Here is a 17,436-nt window from a genome sequence, read left to right on the forward strand (position 1 = left end):
TTTAAAATCCTAGTGAGTTTTTAACTTTAGCAACCAATCCAAGTAACGATGCACTATTGGATTCCTTCCGCAGAGTAATCGTAAATTCCTGACGGCGCGGTACGCCAAATGCTGCAAATTTGGTCTGTCCTTCATCTATCTGCGTAATACACCAGTAGCCTTCTATACGGCCTGTACCCGTAGTCAATAACAATGGTTCACCCTTTGCAGCTAAAGCACGTAAGCTATGCAATTGCCCCGTACCACCTTTAAATTCTGGAAATACGATACCTGTTAATGTCTGTGTATCTTCACCTGGTCCTAAATATTGAAGATTGTCCCACCCGCCAAAAACTTCTTGAGCACCCCACTTATATTGAGTGCTTCGATTCAGCTCTTGATAGGCTGCGGTGTATATGCCGAACTTAAAGGTGCCTAATCGCATCATGGTTAGGAATGAACCGTAGATTTGACCATCCATTATTGACTGTACCCCCAATCTAAATTACTGCTGCGTTGGATCACTGCATTAACTCGGTTAATTTTTTGAGCAACCAAGTCCGCAAGTTGATTCACATCTTGCCCAGGTGCTGCATTAATCGTGAATGAATTAGTAATATTTTGCTGTGGTGCTACACGTTGAGCAGGTGCACGGGCAATTGTTGGAGGCACATGTGTAGGTCTTGCAACAGTTGGTGGGGATGATTGTGGCTCTGGTTTATTCAACCTAGTCTCACCAATTTGTGGAGTTGAAGGATTTCTCAACAACATATCACCAATTTTTTGTAAAGATGCTCGAGCAAATGATGGAGGTTCAGATCTTACAATTGCTGCTGCAGGTGGCTTTACACTTGGTGCTGTTGGTCGTTTTTCAAAAGTATCTAATACTTTGCCAAACTCTTGCTTCAATGCAGGCGTGCGACTTTGCATACCAACACCAATCCCATCAACAATAAACCCACCTAAGCCTGCCATTACACGTGATGGTGAATGAATATCCATTTTCTTAGTCATGAATGATGGCATGTAGTCATTGATGCTTTTCCAAACACTTTTTAATCGTTCAAAGCCAGTTAAAATCCCTGAAATCAAACCATCAATAATATTTTTGCCAATCGACATAAAGCTACTTGCAAGCCCAGATAGAAACAGCTTAATTGCGTCAAAATTCTGGATGATGTAACCAAGCGGTGTAATCTTTAAGAAAATAGTGCAAAGCCCCGACCACGCAGTAGAAACAATATTTTTAATTACTCCCCATGCACTCGACATGAATGTGCTGATAGCGGTCATTCCTGCATTAATCACACCTAATACAGTGCTAAAGGCTGATTGAATAAATGATGAAATAGAAGTCCACACGGAACTGACAACGCTATAAACTGTATTAAATCCAATCGTAAAACAGGTTTTAATAGCATTTACGCCTGTCATAAAATAGCCAGAGATGGTTACCCATATTTGACCAAAGAAAGCTGTAATACTTGACCAATTTGCAATAATGATTCGAGGAATACCAATAAATGGCAAAAGCACATTTAATAGTGGGTTGTCGGCAAATATGGTATCTACGCTTTTAATGATGTCTTTGACATAAGTTACACCTGTATTGAATACACCTTTTACACTCTCCCATGCTCCAGATAACGTGGATTTAATACCATCCCAAGCCGAACCAATAGTTGACGTTACCCCGCTCCATAAATCTGAAAAGAATGCTTTTATCGGTTCCCAATTTTTATAAATTAAATATGCAGCACCCGCTACAACCGCAACTACTGCCGTAATTGCTAATACCATTGGATTGGCAAGCATCGCTTTACCAACAATCCCCAATACCGTACCAATCATTTTTATCGGGGCAATCATTTTCGTTAGCATAGTAATAGCCACACCAGAACTACTACCCAAAACAGAAAAACTGCTTATAGCCAATGCAACAGGTCCAATAACTGTAGTTACACCAATTGCTAGTGCGGAAACTCCGCCTGCTACTGCTATTGCGCCTACGGCTACTTTGGTCAAGGTGGATGCTAAAGCAGGATTCGCTTGTGCCCACGCTGTTACCGACCCAATAACTGTGGACATTTTCTCAGCCATTGATGATACGACTGGCAATAATGCTGTACCAATCGTAATCCCTAAACCTGTTGCGTTATTTTTAAGAAGTTGAAGTTTATTTGCGGTTGTATCTGCTCTTGCTTCATATTCCTTTTGCATCGAGCTATCCCAAGCCTTTTTATTTGCTTGCGATACACTGTTTAGGTTTTTCTCTAATGCCTCCATGTTGGTTAGCAACGGCGCAATAGCACCCAATGATTCCGATCCAAATAAATCTTTTAGAATGGCGGCCTGTTTGTATTTATCTAAGCTGGCAATTTGCTTAAGCACCATAAGTGTGGTGCCATTGGCATCTTTCTGCATATCCTTTGCGACTTTGCCATAATCCAAACCAAGTTCTTTATAGGCAGCAATTTGACCTTTTGTTGCAGACTCACCCGCAACCAAAGCAAGCATTGTATTTTTAATACCAGTTGCAGCAATTTCCTCAGAAACCCCCATGCCTCGCATAGTTGCACCGAGTGCTGCAATACTAGAAGATGCAAAACCACCTACTTCACCCAGTGGTCCAATTCGCTGCACAATTTCCATAATACCTTTGGCTGCAGCAGGCGTATTATTTCCTAAATGGTTAATCTGATCAGCAAGTGATGTGACCTGTTCTTGAGACATTTTAAAGGCTGTCCGCATTTCTGCCATTGCCTGACCAGATTCCGCAGCAGTAATATCAAATGCAACACCCATTTTCACAGCAGTTTCAGCAAACTTTGTTAATTCACCTGCAGCAATTCCAGACTGTGCACCAGATGCCACAATCGTAGCAATATCAGTAGCAGCCATCGGTAGAACCGTGGACATCTTAATAATTTCAGTGTTTAACGCTTTAAATTGAGAGTCTGTACCTGTAAATACCTTGTTTACATCAGCCATCGCACTTTCAAAATCAATTGCTAATTTAACGGGTACCACTGTTGCAGTGGCAGCGACTATCGACCCGCCTAATACTTTGGTTGCTCCGCCACGTACATTCTGGCGTAACTCTTCGACCTTATTTAGTCGTTCTTGTGCTTTGGTCAGTCGATTAATTTCATCTGTAACGGCGGAATACTTTGCGCGTAAGTTATCAACATTCTTGCCCATACCTCCGAAGGTTTGAATAGCATGGCTCAAATCCGCCTGATTTCTTTTTAGCTTATTAACCTCTGTCCCAATTTTCCCTAATTGAGACGTGGTAGAACCTATTGCAGTTTTTAGACTCCCTGCAACTGCTCCACCTATTGTAATCAGCGCATTAAGACGTTTATTTGCCATGACATCATCAGAATGTTTGAGATGATGTCATGTTGAATGGCTAGTAGGGTTTTTTCATTATTCACTATTGCAATACTGTATATACCACTCACAAAAAAAGCACCCTAAGGTGCTTTTTTATTTTCTACGTATTATGAATTTTGAATCACACAATCTTTAAGCATTGGCGTTCCTGCAACTTCACTATTACCAATACAAACCATCGAAATGCTTTGACCTTTTCCTAAGCTTGCTGCTTTATTTTCTTCACCTTCCGCCAAACTTGCTTGTGGTTGGTTAAATTCATATTCACCACCTGCTTTCAACTCAATTACAGGTTTATCGGAAAAATCTGCTGAAATGGCATGAATCACGCCAGTAACAATAAATTTCTTATCTTTTAACGCTTGGTTTGCAGCAATTTCATTTGTCTTGTATGCATTCAGAATTTGATCTGCTGTCACTGTTTCAAGTTGTTCAGGCTCAGCTGGCTGTGATTCCGTATTTGATTGATCCGTTGCTGTTTGAGTTTCTTGAGCTGAAGGTTGATTTGAAGAGGATGAGTTTGATGTCTTATCACTACTACACGAAGCAATTACAATTCCTAACACCACTAAAGCGCCAAAGAACATGAGTACCCATTTAACAAATTTTTTTAAAGCTTGCATGTTATTTCTCTATTTTAAGTAAGTATAAACCCCACATCAAAATAACAAATAAAGCACGTAATTTCAAAATACCGCTTTCTTATTATTAATTTCAAAGAATAAATGTGAATTTTTAATTTACCAAATGAGAAAAAGCACCCTAAAGTGCTTTATTCTCTTGGCAATCCATCACACCACCATAACAGTTTAGAAATTCGCATTTGCTCTATTTCAGAATTAGACCACGAGGTGTGTGATGCTAGTGCAAGTACAAAGGAACGAATCAACTCTGCACTTAATCCGTAAAAAGTTTAAATGCAGCCTGTAAACGTCCATAGTTACGCAAAGTCGTTGCTTGGATCTGTTCAGGAGTAACATCACACAAATTCGCAAACATCACGATTTCCTGTTTTGCAGCCCCCAAACTCTTGGCCTGCATTTCCGCCGCTAAAAGATCTTGTACTGTTGGCTCACGCATTACAATTTCAGAAACTTTTGCCCCATCAATATCTAATGGTTTAAGCAAAGTAATCTTATAACCTTCTGCCACTTCACTAATATATTCAGGTAATTGTTGAGTCATTTTACATTCCTAAAGCTGAACGAATATCGGCAAGAACATCATTGCCATTGATGATGCGTACCATGTTTTCCACATCAATTTCATGCACCACAGTGCCACCAATGGTTTTCTTGTAATAGGTTAAAGACAATTCATATTTGTCTTTCGGCAATTCCCCTGGCTTGGCTGCACCACTGGAAATTTTGACGATTTTTCCCGTCATGTTGTGCACTACAGCCGTTACGGTACCATCAAAACTTTCCATGGCTTCACGTACCGTAAACTGAGTTTTACTGCCTTCTTTAATGCCAAACAAAGACAACACATCTTTGCTATGTGAGTTTAATGTAAAGTCAGCAACAAGCTTTTCCATACCTGTGGTGATGTCGATCGGAGCATCCATGCCACCTGCACGATACTCTTCGGTCTGTAAAGTTAACTCAGGTGGATTGTATTCATCTGTCTTCCCAGCAAAGCCTTTGCCATCAACAAATAAATTAAAATTCTTGCGAATATCTTCAGCAACACCCATGCATTACACCCCTTATGCAAAAATATCTTTAATGTAGTCGTCCACAAGATGCGAACGGAAAACGATGTGTTCTGCTGGATAAACTGGCGTGAAATCAAAGTCAAAATACACCTTACCTGACTTAATCACATCCGCAGCATTTAAATCTGGATCTGCCCAACACTGACCGCCAATGATTGCGCCAATGTTCTTGAGGTAGCGCAAATAGGAATTTACACCTTCTACCACATCACTTACGTAATTCTTGGTAATCCCGCGGTCTACTGCCCAGAGATGAGCCGCTTTCAATGACTCATCAATCATATCGGCGGTACGTACTACACACAGAAATTGCCACTTGCTATCACTGGACAAAGTACGGTTACCCCAAAGTCGATAACCATTTTGACGAATAATCGTATTTACTTTTTTCTCATTGAGTAAGTTGGTGCGGCTACTGGTATCCCCCATGGCAAAATCAATTGCTCGGGCTGTGCCAGTAATACCATTGATGTTTTGGTTTGATGGTGACCACCACCAACCACGCTCATTGTCAGATTTAGCAATCAAACCAGCAACATGTGCACTCGACCACGAAGTAATTGTCGTGCCATCCGTGCCGGTCTTTTTAGATTTCGGATCAACAACATAAATACGTTTAGAACCAAAATCACCTGCATAGGCAATCGCATCCGCATCATTGGTATTTGGGCCATCCGCAATAATCACTGCCTTGAGCCGATCTGCAATACCTGACAATTCTGCAACCACCGCATTGGCGGTTTCGGTAGCACGTGTATGGGTAAAGCCTGGTGCAATCAGAATTTTCGGCACAAAACCTGTAATGTTTTCAGCGGCAATAAAGGCGTGAACCCCTTCATATTGACCACTGTGGGCATCCACTCCACCCAATACATTGGCAAGAGTTTCTGCTGCTGTCGTACTTTCTTCCACTCGCACCACAATCACTACGGCGCCAACCTGATCAAAGATTGAGTCGATCACATCAGGTAAGGTACCCGTTAAACCGAGTTTTGCCGCTTCAGTACGAGAACCTGCAATCAATACTGGGGTATTTAAAGGAAAAATAAGAGGATCAGCATCTGGTGCTGTACCGACAAGGCCAATGGTTGAACTTCTAACTGTTGTAATTGGACGAGAACCATCATCTACAGTTTGATTCTCAATCCCATGTAAAAATGAATCAGGCATATTTTGATCCAGAATCTTGGTTGATTTTGGATCTATTCTTTAAGATATGCGCCTAAGTTTCATTATTCACTTTTTCACTTTATAAGGTCATTGCGTATTGCCACAGGTCATCTACTTGTTCAGTACTCAGGTTCAAAATACCCAACATAAATTGAACTGACTCATTGGTACGTTCAAAGCGTTCTGATTCGTTATATTCAATTTGAATACGGGTTTTCATGATTGGATCTTCGATTACATTAATGGTCTGCTCGACGGTTTCAAGTAGGTTATTTTCCAATAATGCCAATTTCAACTGACGACGGGTGAGTGATTTGAATTGAGCCAGTCGAAGCTGTTCTTTTTCTTCATCACTGAGATAGTTTTGTGGGTTGATATGACGATCAATTTCATCTGAAGTCATTGCTACAAATTCATCAGTAATTAAATCATCTTGTGAACCATCTGCTTCGAATGCGTAGACTTCACCTGTAGGGTTTTTAAAGTATTTCATTAACGTAACTCCAACCAACCAACAATATTATTTTCAATACTAGTGACACTATAAGTTGCACCAGTGGGGACAATCGCTTGTACAGCAGCACCACCACCAACTTGGTTTTGACGACCACGATCTACAGCAACTCCACCAACTGTAAGCGTCATTTCCCCCTGGTTTCCTTGTTCCCACTTAACGGAAACCATAATGGGCTTGCCTGTTGAGTTTGTATAGGTTGTGGCAAGTGAACGGCTTGCTGTTAAATTTTGCCATGTCTGACCAACACCTAAGCCAACCGTATCAATAGAAATATTGCCTGAGCCATCAAAAGTAGCTGAACCTTGAACAGCTCCTGTCAGGGCAATAGTACGAGCTGTGGCAAGTTTGGTTGCAGTCGCGGCATTGCCAGTCGTGTTCTGATTACCTACAGCATTTACACCAGGTAAATTGATATTGGCCGTACCATCAAAATTGACTCCGCCAATGGTTCGGGCAGTTTCTAATTTTGTTGCACTCGCTACATTGTCAACTAAACGCGCAAGCTTATAAGCAGTGCCGTTATGAAAATACGCACCATCTTCACCGAGAAAAAGTGTAGAAATCGTAGCGCCTAGATCGTTGGCCAAACTCAGCCCAATTTGTCTATTAGTACTGTTCCATTTTCCTGTATGTAAATATTGTGCATAGCCTGCACCAGAAATTTTATTGTAGTTGCCGAATTTTAATAAGTTATAACCTTCGGTATTACCGTTCCCAAAAGTGATATCCGTAGGAAGATTACTAATATTAATATCAGCAGAACCATCAAATGGGGTGCCATTGATATTTTTCGGTACTACAAGTTTAGTTGCAGTCGCGGCATTGCCTGTGAGATCTCCTTCGAATTTGTTGGCATACATAGACCCAATGGTCTTGATATCACCTTTAGAGTAGATCCCATTCACTGGTACCAATGATGCATCTGAATATGAGTTCGATACTAATAAGCCACCAACATTAATATTTTGAGCAGAACCAGAATTAAGAAAGCTGACCGCTATGGCAGAATTAATCCCATTTTTAAGTGTAATTGAGGCATTAAAAGTCGTTACACCTGTAACCGTACCACCTGTCAAAGCAAGCTTTGTACCATCAGCAATTGTAATGTTTGCTGAGCCATCGAAATTGACACCATTAATTGTTCGTGCTGTAGCAAGTTTGGTTGCAGTCGCGGCATTGCCTGTAATATCTGAACTGGTCAGCGCAAGTGTGCCCGATGCTAAAGGGAAATAAACAACTATTTGACCTATATTATTATTTGGTTCAGAACGTCTCCATACATAGCAGCTAGACGCATCCCCAGTACCTGAAGCTTCAATCCCCCACCATTTACTGGTTGAACCCTCATTTACATTTGCTAGTTCGAGACGTAATGAAGGGTATGAAGCGCTAATCGATTGAGGTGCCCATTTATTTGTTGCATTCAGTAATGGTACCGCAGTCCCAGAAGTCCCAATATTATATGTTGCTGCTGAACCCAGCCCTAAATTTGTTCTTGCAGTTGTAGCATCTGCTAAATCTGACAGATTGGCACTATTTGCTAATTTGCTGTCCTGAAGTGCTTTACCTTGGGCAGCCGTTAAGGCTTGATCTGCAGCGGTACTGGTCAATGTGTTATTCAGTTGAACTACACCGCTTTGGATAACTGAAGCTGAACGGATGTTCTGTTGTGACAAACTTGTGATTTGCCCTTTGTCATTCACAGTAATAGATGGGATTTGGATGGTTGATGCATAAGTCCCCGCAACCACGCCAGAATTGGCAAGAGTTAGGATACAGGATGAGTTTGCTGAACCATCAAAGTTGAATGAACCCGTAGCAGCACCAGAGAAACTGACCGTTCGAGCTGTTTGTAATTTACTTGCAGAAGCAACATTACTGCTTATACGTGGCAAAATGTAATTTGTTGCTCCAACTAAATTATCGGGAGCGTTCACTTGTGCGACTTGCGGATTAATATCAAGCTGTGAGTTTAAACTCACAAATGCGACCCATTGAACACGGGTATAATTTAACGCATTAATCCAAATTTCATAGTTATCTGAACCAAGAGCAACTATGCCAACATTCAAAAAATTATTCAGACCATCAACTGTATACCAAACGCAATTCATGCCAGTGGCTGGCGTTCCATTGCCTGAACGTAAAACTACAGTTTGTAGCCCACATTGGGTAGGAATTGATTGGTTATAGCCAGCACCACCTGTGAACTCAATTCGAACGCTCTCCCCACTTTGCAGAATTTTAGCGGTAGCAAACTTCACCCAACCTGATGTTGTACTTGTCAGGTGTTTATCGCCCGATAATCTCAGTTTTTCAGCGCTTACAGCATTTGCAGTCTTATCTAATTTATTATCTTGAAGTGCTTTACCTTGCTTGGCAGTCAACGGTTTCGTTGAATCATTGGTGGTCAGGTTATCCACCAATTCATTACGACGGATATAATTCTCATTAACCCAAGCTTGAGTTGCATAAATTAAGGATTCATCCAAAATAAGACTGACGACCGAACCATCTTGAATATCAATGGTATATTTCAGGCGAAATTCACTCACCCCATTGGTTTCAGCAACTTTAAAAAATGGTGCATGTGAGCCATGTGAAATCAAAACATTATTCGCAATCAAGCCAATTTCACGAATCCAAAACCCACCGATATCAGAAGGAATAATTGCTTCAACAGTCAGCCAGTTCAACACCGTAGGATGAATACTATATTTACTGACTGCTTGACGATGCACTTCCTTTACTAAGGTCGTTCTGGTTTTGCTAGGTGTAGGTACGGCCCCATTGCCATCACCAAAAGCAACGTGCGTAATATTCAGTTTTGTATTATTCGCAATTGCCGCAGCAATCGCAGCATCACCATTATTTGTCGTAACGTTAAAATAATCACTCATGGTTTAGGCTCACTGACCGAGGTATACGCAGATTGATGCGCTACGATATTTTTTAAACTTAATAATGGATTTGCAGAAATTGTTAATCTGCTTAAACGTCTTGAAGCAGGTTTAGTTTCATCAACCAAGCGATTCACTTCTTTAAATAAACTTTCATCCAAAGGTCGACCAACCAAATCTAATTCCAGATAAAATGTTCCTGGTATTCCCTTGGGTTCTGTTTGCCACCACTCAACCAAACTCACTTCATAGCCAAAGGGTATCAGTGCCGATTTAATGGAATAGGGCGTCCCCTTTTTCTTATGTTGTTCAAAGGCTTGTTTTAATCGAGCACGTTTGAGTGAAGGTGCCCAGTCATAGCGCCAATAATCTATCGAAAACTGAATCGCTAATACATCTAAGAACCGATCAGGGATTTGATCAATATTGATCAACTTGGTAAGGCGTTGCTCTAAAAGTGTTTCCTGCTGTGTGGTTTGCTCAAGTTTGCGTTCTAGATCTGTTGCATTGACAGGTAAGAGACTCATTCGTATGCCTCCACAGAAATATCAATGTTGGTGCAATGCCCCGCTTGGGTAGCATCAATCACAATATCCGCAGCAGGTGACGTGATATCAACATGCTCAATCCCATCTACATGTAAAGCGGCATAAATGGCTGAACGACGAATACTACGCCCAATCCTCTTTTGCTCAGCCACATAGTTTTGTAGGTTCTGTTGAGCTATCTCCAAAACTGCCGCAGCTTGGGCAGTCTGTTTCGCAAAGATTGTTGCAACAATGCTGTAATTTACGACTGATACACTTTTAACAATCGCCTTATCACAACAAGGTCGAACCTTTTCGTCATCTAAAGCAACTTGTACGATATTAATCAATTCTTGAGTCGCAACGCCTGTTTCAGAGTCATTTTGCAGAATATAAATATCCAGATAGAACAGGTTCCCAATCAGCTGAATCAACTGGGCTTTTGTCAAATTCTCTAGCACGATATTGCTTAAATCAACTTGGGGTGACACTACCGAAACATCACCCACCCGGCCATCGGCACTTTCTGCATAAAACTGATATGAAGATACTGGACCTGCGACACTTAAACCATCCATGGCCAATAGATAGCGTTCTTTTAAATCATGATCACTTTCATATACGGCATCTACAGGTGGCACAACAGTGTTATCTGCAGGTGTAATAATCAGACGTTTTAATCCCCGATCCACCACCAACTGATCCAGATTGGAGCCAGATGAATACAACACTAATAAAGCCTTTACATCATCATTGCGTTGCTGACGAAATAAAACCTCGCGATAGGCCGATTCTTGTAGCAGTTTCACCACAGGATCAGATTCGCGCTCCAAGGTTTTACTCATTTTTGCTTGAGCAGTTGCATCGGTATACAGCGCTAAGAATGCAGCCTTGCGCTCTGCGTAGATGGTTTCAAAATCAAGCTCTGTAATTAAAGCTGGTGCCGATAAAGCACTAAAATCTGCTAAATTCATTTTTTAATAACAATCCCATCTAGTCTTAATGGATTACCATCAATGTTATAAATGCCTGTAATTGCCAGAGTGATTTGCCCAATTTGACTACTTGTAACGTCCACCTGCTGCACGGTAATACGGTCTTCCCACTTGGCTAATGCTTCTGCAACTGCAGCATATAAATCAATTAGCGTTGCGCGGTTCAGTGGTGCATCAATCAGATCAAATAAGCGAGAGCCATAACCTCGACGCATGACACGACTCCCAATCGGTGTAGACAAAATATCCACTACCGACTGCTTTAGATGCTCTATTTCAGAAAGGCTTCGTCCAGTTTCTCGGCTCATGGTCATCAGTTCACATCTCCTGAATTACTGCCACCCGATTGAACGCCTTTATGTGTATGGCTTTTCCCAATTTCTTTACCACCGTGTTTAACGCTACCGCCTGTAAATTCAACATTTCCAGACATTGATGAATTCCCAGTAACACCAAGCGATCCGCCAATAGTTAAATTTCCCGTGAAAGTGCCTTGTGGTGTATCAAACAAAACGGATGAAGTTGCTTTCACATTTGCTTGATCACACAGCACATTTACTGTGCCACTTGAGGCGCTACAATCCACCGTTAAAACATGGCTACTTTTGTCATAATGAATTCTGGTGCCATCGCTATAAACCGTCACTGGATTGGCATCCGCACCCACATTAGGGAATTTCGTTTGCTCCAAAGCACCTAAAATTACCCCTTGGGATAATTCTCCACTGGCAGAAAGAACGAGTACATATTCATCTTTGCTAGGGGCAGACCAACTACGATCATCTCCTGCCCTCGTTTTTAGCCAGACAATGCCTTCAACCAACTCTCCATCAAAATCTACTGTAGCCTCAGCCTGGCTATGATCTACAGTAACGATGCGCCCAAAGCGAACCAAACTCGCGAGGATGCGATCAATTTGCGCTGCGGCATAACTCATGGCACCTCCTGATTGAGCTGTAATTCTTGATACTTTTCTTCATGCCCTAAGCCAATTTCAGGGGCATAACTAAAGACAGGAATAGGCGTTTCACCTGATTCAACCCAGACATTTTCACCCACGACAAGCCGTGTCGAAAAATCCACTCGCCACACTTCTAGCCGATCAAGCTCAGGAAAAAAGGCATCTTCGGTGATGTCATCCACGGTGCTCACACCCACACCAAATTTTCCCAATCCAGTAAAATGCTTATTCTTAAAAATATATAGGGCAACTGCTGCAGCCAGTTTACGTACATTAATCTTGGCGCGGCGCTGATTAAACGTATCGATAATGCGTGCTTCAAATTTTGCAGTTAAAGGCATCTGTTCTGTGCCTGCATCACCATCGACATCAATATCAAAATTAGTCAGTTCTAAAAGTAATGCAGGTAATTCCTGCTGACCGGGTGCTTTGCGCTCTTCCTCATCCCGATAAAACTGCACCAATTTAAATGCAGGAAATTGAGTCCGTAATTTTGCTTCAATCACATCATGTAATTGATCAAGATCCACCCCAGTTATCGCATCAACCATTTCAATTCATGCTCCAAGGTTTTAAAAAACTGTTCATGAAAATCGACTGAATTAAACTCAGCCCCTTCTAAATAAGCATCCGCTTTGGCTTTAATTGCTTCGGACTGCTTTTCAATTGGTAATCTGGATTTGCCAATCCGCTTAAACACTTGATGTTTAGACTTCGCTATAAAAGCCCCATTCACTTTACGCTTTCCCGCTGTGATACCTTTTCTGGTTTGTCTTGGACTCAAGTGAATCAGGTCTACATCATTCAGACCGTAAAACAACTTGATCGAATAGCCTGTCGAAGTCTTTAAAATGCTGCTCTTTTTTAAACGTCTACGAATAATTCGTTGTGACATTTCCAGTTCTTTACTCAAGCCCCGTGCTGTACGGGTTTGTAGCCATTTCGCCATGCGGTTTAAGGTACGTTGCATGGCTTTTTCAGCTTGCTTTTCAGTGGGTTCTAATTCATCGATAACTGCTTGAATACCCTGCAATTCGACATTTAATCTAATCACGTGCGGTTTCCAACTTCAGAACAGCCATCCCCGTACCATCCTGTTGCGGGTAGCCCATCACAAAGTATTTTTGACCATCAGCAAACAGTAAATAATCTCCACGTTTCACCCCAGCAACATCTGCTGCTTTACAGGTAAAACGCGGTTGAGCCTCATCAATTTCATATTCGCCAAGTTGGGCATTCAAATAAGGCTCATCAAAAATACCTTTGACTGAATGCTCCGACCCATCTGTAAATTGCAAGGTTGCTGTGGTACCAAAACCACCCACATCATCTAATTGCAAAAATACATCGAGGTTTTCCCAACTTGGCATAGGCTTTACTCGGCTTCAGCAGCAGCTTGAATCGCTTCAATCATTTTTTCTTTGGTCAATGCAGCATCTAGCTCAATTTCATATTCATGCAAAGCGAACTCAACCAACTGGGCTTTGTTCAACTTAGCCAAATCAACTTCTTGCCCTTCATCATCACCCTCAACCAAGGTGCCACGACCACGGCGTAACAGGTCTTGCGCCAATGCATGCGAGACTTCAACTTCATCGCCTTTTTTACGAATTTCACCTTCAATCACTACTGCAGAAGTTAAGGCAATTACGACATTTGTTTTCATGGATATATGCTCACAAAATTAGAGAAGAAAGCCACCGCAGTGGCTGATCAATTAGACAGTTTTTTTGCCGTAACAAATGGATTCTGTATTACGTAAAACAAAGTCCACATCTTGGAAGCCCACAATGCGTAAACCACCCTTTGAACTTAAAGAATATGGATCGATGGTTAGATCCAAACCGCCCCACATTGCAATGATCAAGTCTGCAAAGTTACCGAAGAACACATCACCTGCTTCAATTTGATTGGTCACCTCAGTGCGGTAGCCATTCACGGTATTACCTGGTTCCCAAATCGTACTTTCCGTACCAGATCCGAATTTTGCAGAAGTTTTAAAATTCCCGCGCATTGCAGCGTTAATCACATAAGACATACGATCAACATCGGCATTGTCTGAAGCAATTTCCGATTCCATTTGCACCAATTCAGCAAAGGTTGGATTCACGGCTGCAAAGCTCACGGCATTGACACCCGAGATATTTTTTAAGCCGAGTGGCTGATTGTCTCCTCCCGTGCCGTAATAGGCCGCTTTATCAATTTTCAAAGCCAAGGCACGGTTTAAGTCATTCCAGACTAATTGTTCCGCAGCAGGCGAACTTTGTTGCATCAACTTACGGCTGATCTCAACTCGACCACCCACAGTTTTAGGGCTAAGTTTTAATTGACCTGTTGCAGGGCTTGATGCTGGCACATCTTCCTCTTCACCCAACCAATAGGCAGTTGCACCACCTGTTTGTTTAGGAATCTCAGCATCACCGACCAAGCCATCCATAATGAAACCTAGGTTCATAATGGTTGAACGATTACGCAGCATTTCAATGAACATATCCGCGCGGTGGTCAGTTCCCACCAAGGTCGCACCATTCTGAGAAGTTCCAACTTCAAACACACGGCTAAGCACATCTGCAGGAACTAAAATTCCTTGAGCAGAACGACCATAAGCCTTTTGTGCTGCTTCTGAACATTCAAGTTCAAATGCAGCTGCCTCTCGGTCTGCCTGCGTTGCATTTGGCAACATGGCACGTACAGCACGCATTAAACTGAATGAACGCGCTTCATCACCCGTAAGACCGATATTGGCATTGTTGCTTTTGGGTTGTTCCGTAATGGGTTTCCCCTGGTCACCATGCATACGCTCTAAAATTGCATTCTGAAGTTCAGCTGGCGATTTTTTCTCATCGATGTATTGACGCACCAAATCACTTGCACCAAAACGCTCGCCCAATTGCATCAGTTCACTAACACGTTTACGTTCCGTTTCTGCACCACGTTCAGCGGTGTCACCTGCTGCACGTACCATTTCAATATCGCCATAGCGCTCGCCATTTTCATTGAGGCGCTGACGAACTTGGTTGCCTTGTGCATCTGTAAAGTAGTCCCAATTCATACGTTTTGCTCTTTGCTGATTCGTTGGAATAATTGCTATAGGCTCATTTTGTGGAACGGCAGGAATATTTTCATTATTCAGTTTTTCACTCGAACGCCCCACACCGACATTGGTATCAGCAGGAATAGAAACACATGAGATTTCATAAGGCTGCCACCCAGTAATTAAATAAACATCGTCATGTTCACGCTGCTCTTTTAGAATGGCTTTCTGAATGGTGTAACCCACACTGATATTGGTTCGGATTAAATCGTTAATGTCCTGAAGGATTTCCTCACCACGTGCAGACTTACTCAAACGGACTAAGGCACGCCCTTTCCGTTGAGACTGATCCAACCATGCACTTTCAACCACACCGACCTGATCACGGGAATTGTGATCCATCAAAAACGGTGCACGGCTATGCAAGCGTGTAAAATCAATTGCCCCTTGGCTATGATCCAGAATTTCTATACCAAACCAACGACCTACCTCTGTTTCACTCGAGAATGAAAGCTCGACCGTGCGCTTTTCCAAATCGACTTTGAAATCATCAACGATATAGTTACGCACCAGTTTGTCTTTATTGAAGTCAGGTAAAGGCTTAGTTTGAGCAGCATCACGGGTAAAGGACATCCCTGCCAAAGCGATTGACATATTTGTTCTACGAATATTCATTACATACCCTCTTTAGGTCTTCCGACCCCTGTCGTTTGTTTATGCCCCATACTGGCTAAAACCATTTCTTCAGCGATTTCTTTACTAATATCCTGCGCCACCAATTCATCAATCATGGCCCGGGTATCTCGTGCAATTTCAGCCCATACCGTTTGTGGATCTTTGCCTTGTTCACGAATAATTGCCCCTGCAGAAGTGAGCATGTTGTTCTTCGATTTTTCAGCTGCAGTCACATCGGCTGATGGATCAATCCAAGCCCAACGGCGTGGTTGCCAACTCACTTGGGTGTAGCGTTCAATATCCACTGCCTTTAACGACACATTGCCTTTCTTAATCACTCCCTTCAGCAAGGCATATTCAAGCCACGCGTAATAAACAGGTTCTATTAAAGCCTCGATTAACCATTGTTGAAGTTCTTTCCAGTGCTCGCGCTCATCTAAAGTGCCTTGGCGAATACTGGAAAAATTCACACCTTCAAGATCAGAAGCTAGATTGTTATAAAGCACACCCATACCAGCAGCCATTGAACGCAGCATAGCTTTATGAAATGGCAAAAATTCACCTGTTGGATAATTGGGAGACCACTCTTTAAGTTCAGCGCCATCTGGCAAAACTGGAAATTCACCCGCCTGGCTTTCAATGATGATCTCATCTTCTTCAGGATCGAATTCTGGTCCACGCCCTTCTTTCCATTGAATAAAGCCCATCTTATTGGCGGAGATCCGTGCATTGGTAATCGCACTATCTTCAAATTCGGAAAGCTGTTTCATGCGGAACAGACTTGTCGCTGTCCAAGGTAAGCCACGCTTTTGACCAACAATTTCTTCTAAATAGCCATGAATGATTTGCTCAGCAGGTACACGGATATAATTGCCAGAACCAAAGCGATATTGTTTTTCTTCTTCTGAATCACTATCGAAGTAATAAGCGATCGGACGCCCAAATTGATTAAACTCAATGCCCTGACGAATAAATCGACCGCCTGAAAGCTTTGCGCTATACATGATCGGGCAACGCTGTGCATCAATCATTTGCACAGCAAAACCATAATCCCCAGCATCAGCACCGCGAATAATACGCACAAAGAATTCACCATCTTTGGCAGCCGAAATCACACAAGAGCGTTGAATAGAACGCCAAGACTTTTTGCCCTGAATGTCACAATAATGCTTTTTATTCCAATTCGCCCATTCCTGCTCAACCGCATCACACAGCTTATTGTCTAATTTCCCTTGCCCATTACGGATCTGTGCCTGAAGCGTGACCCCTTGTGGCCCCACAATATTCTGATGGGTTAAACGTAGATAATTACGACCATAATCATTATTGGCACATTGCTCTCGACTACGTGCAACTAGGGTGCGCTGGTACCGTTCGACAATTAAATCTGCAGGTAACGGCGTAGATGGCCAAGCCGAAGTTAATCGATCATTCACACCCGCTTTAAACCAACGCATGGCATTACTAAATACTCGGCTGCCCTTTTTCACCACAGACTCATGACTGTTAATCTGAGTTACATTCGGGACTTCAGCAATTTGACGTTTCAAAATATTCAGCACTAG

The 17,436-nt window shown here is 42.2% G+C and carries 18 protein-coding genes; all 18 read right to left on the bottom strand.

The window, feature by feature from the left end; translation table 11 throughout:
• Window position 1 precedes the first annotated feature (1 nt).
• The gene (locus E0H82_RS03775) at window positions 2–460 is read right to left on the bottom strand and encodes a phage tail protein (RefSeq protein ID WP_131263167.1); all 459 of its coding nucleotides are present in this window, start codon (window positions 458–460) and stop codon (window positions 2–4) included.
• Entirely contained in the window at window positions 460–3,351 is a 2,892-nt protein-coding gene (locus E0H82_RS03780; RefSeq protein ID WP_131263169.1) for a phage tail tape measure protein, read from the bottom strand. Before E0H82_RS03780 ends, E0H82_RS03775 begins: the two co-directional genes overlap by 1 nt.
• A 131-nt stretch (window positions 3,352–3,482) precedes the next feature.
• Complete coding sequence (locus E0H82_RS03785) at window positions 3,483–3,998, bottom strand: OB-fold protein (RefSeq protein ID WP_131263171.1); 516 nt, start codon at window positions 3,996–3,998, stop codon at window positions 3,483–3,485.
• Between the two features lie 274 nt (window positions 3,999–4,272).
• Window positions 4,273–4,560, bottom strand: a complete 288-nt coding sequence (locus tag E0H82_RS03790; RefSeq protein WP_131263173.1) for a phage tail assembly protein — start codon at window positions 4,558–4,560, stop codon at window positions 4,273–4,275.
• Window position 4,561: 1 nt separating this feature from the next.
• Window positions 4,562–5,071 carry a phage major tail tube protein gene (locus E0H82_RS03795; RefSeq protein ID WP_131263175.1) on the bottom strand — a complete coding sequence of 170 codons (510 nt, stop codon included), beginning with the start codon at window positions 5,069–5,071 and terminating at the stop codon, window positions 4,562–4,564.
• A 12-nt stretch (window positions 5,072–5,083) separates the two neighbouring features.
• Window positions 5,084–6,262 carry a phage tail sheath subtilisin-like domain-containing protein gene (locus E0H82_RS03800; protein WP_131263177.1) on the bottom strand — a complete coding sequence of 393 codons (1,179 nt, stop codon included), beginning with the start codon at window positions 6,260–6,262 and terminating at the stop codon, window positions 5,084–5,086.
• Between the two features lie 79 nt (window positions 6,263–6,341).
• On the bottom strand, window positions 6,342–6,755 hold the full coding sequence (locus tag E0H82_RS03805; protein ID WP_131263179.1) for a hypothetical protein: 414 nt from the start codon (window positions 6,753–6,755) through the stop codon (window positions 6,342–6,344).
• Complete coding sequence (locus E0H82_RS16660) at window positions 6,755–9,679, bottom strand: phage tail protein (RefSeq protein WP_228258619.1); 2,925 nt, start codon at window positions 9,677–9,679, stop codon at window positions 6,755–6,757. Before E0H82_RS16660 ends, E0H82_RS03805 begins: the two co-directional genes overlap by 1 nt.
• On the bottom strand, window positions 9,676–10,206 hold the full coding sequence (locus E0H82_RS03825) for a phage tail protein I (protein ID WP_131263181.1): 531 nt from the start codon (window positions 10,204–10,206) through the stop codon (window positions 9,676–9,678). Before E0H82_RS03825 ends, E0H82_RS16660 begins: the two co-directional genes overlap by 4 nt.
• Complete coding sequence (locus tag E0H82_RS03830) at window positions 10,203–11,180, bottom strand: baseplate assembly protein (protein ID WP_131263183.1); 978 nt, start codon at window positions 11,178–11,180, stop codon at window positions 10,203–10,205. The genes E0H82_RS03825 and E0H82_RS03830 overlap by 4 nt, the downstream gene beginning before the upstream one ends.
• Window positions 11,177–11,515: a GPW/gp25 family protein gene (locus E0H82_RS03835; protein ID WP_228258620.1), complete on the bottom strand. Its 339-nt coding sequence runs from the start codon at window positions 11,513–11,515 to the stop codon at window positions 11,177–11,179. The genes E0H82_RS03830 and E0H82_RS03835 overlap by 4 nt, the downstream gene beginning before the upstream one ends.
• Complete coding sequence (locus tag E0H82_RS03840) at window positions 11,515–12,138, bottom strand: phage baseplate assembly protein V (RefSeq protein WP_131263185.1); 624 nt, start codon at window positions 12,136–12,138, stop codon at window positions 11,515–11,517. Before E0H82_RS03840 ends, E0H82_RS03835 begins: the two co-directional genes overlap by 1 nt.
• Window positions 12,135–12,713 carry a hypothetical protein gene (locus E0H82_RS03845; RefSeq protein WP_131263188.1) on the bottom strand — a complete coding sequence of 193 codons (579 nt, stop codon included), beginning with the start codon at window positions 12,711–12,713 and terminating at the stop codon, window positions 12,135–12,137. Before E0H82_RS03845 ends, E0H82_RS03840 begins: the two co-directional genes overlap by 4 nt.
• Complete coding sequence (locus tag E0H82_RS03850; RefSeq protein WP_131263190.1) at window positions 12,698–13,216, bottom strand: hypothetical protein; 519 nt, start codon at window positions 13,214–13,216, stop codon at window positions 12,698–12,700. The genes E0H82_RS03845 and E0H82_RS03850 overlap by 16 nt, the downstream gene beginning before the upstream one ends.
• Window positions 13,209–13,532, bottom strand: a complete 324-nt coding sequence (locus tag E0H82_RS03855) for a head-tail joining protein (protein ID WP_131263192.1) — start codon at window positions 13,530–13,532, stop codon at window positions 13,209–13,211. The genes E0H82_RS03850 and E0H82_RS03855 overlap by 8 nt, the downstream gene beginning before the upstream one ends.
• 5 nt (window positions 13,533–13,537) lie before the next feature.
• Complete coding sequence (locus E0H82_RS03860; RefSeq protein ID WP_131263194.1) at window positions 13,538–13,828, bottom strand: hypothetical protein; 291 nt, start codon at window positions 13,826–13,828, stop codon at window positions 13,538–13,540.
• A gap of 51 nt (window positions 13,829–13,879) precedes the next feature.
• Complete coding sequence (locus E0H82_RS03865) at window positions 13,880–15,871, bottom strand: phage major capsid protein (protein WP_131263196.1); 1,992 nt, start codon at window positions 15,869–15,871, stop codon at window positions 13,880–13,882.
• Window positions 15,871–17,433 carry a phage portal protein gene (locus tag E0H82_RS03870; RefSeq protein ID WP_131263198.1) on the bottom strand — a complete coding sequence of 521 codons (1,563 nt, stop codon included), beginning with the start codon at window positions 17,431–17,433 and terminating at the stop codon, window positions 15,871–15,873. Before E0H82_RS03870 ends, E0H82_RS03865 begins: the two co-directional genes overlap by 1 nt.
• Between the last annotated feature and the right edge of the window lie 3 nt (window positions 17,434–17,436).

Source organism: Acinetobacter sp. ANC 4910 (assembly GCF_004331035.1).
Lineage (GTDB): Bacteria > Pseudomonadota > Gammaproteobacteria > Pseudomonadales > Moraxellaceae > Acinetobacter.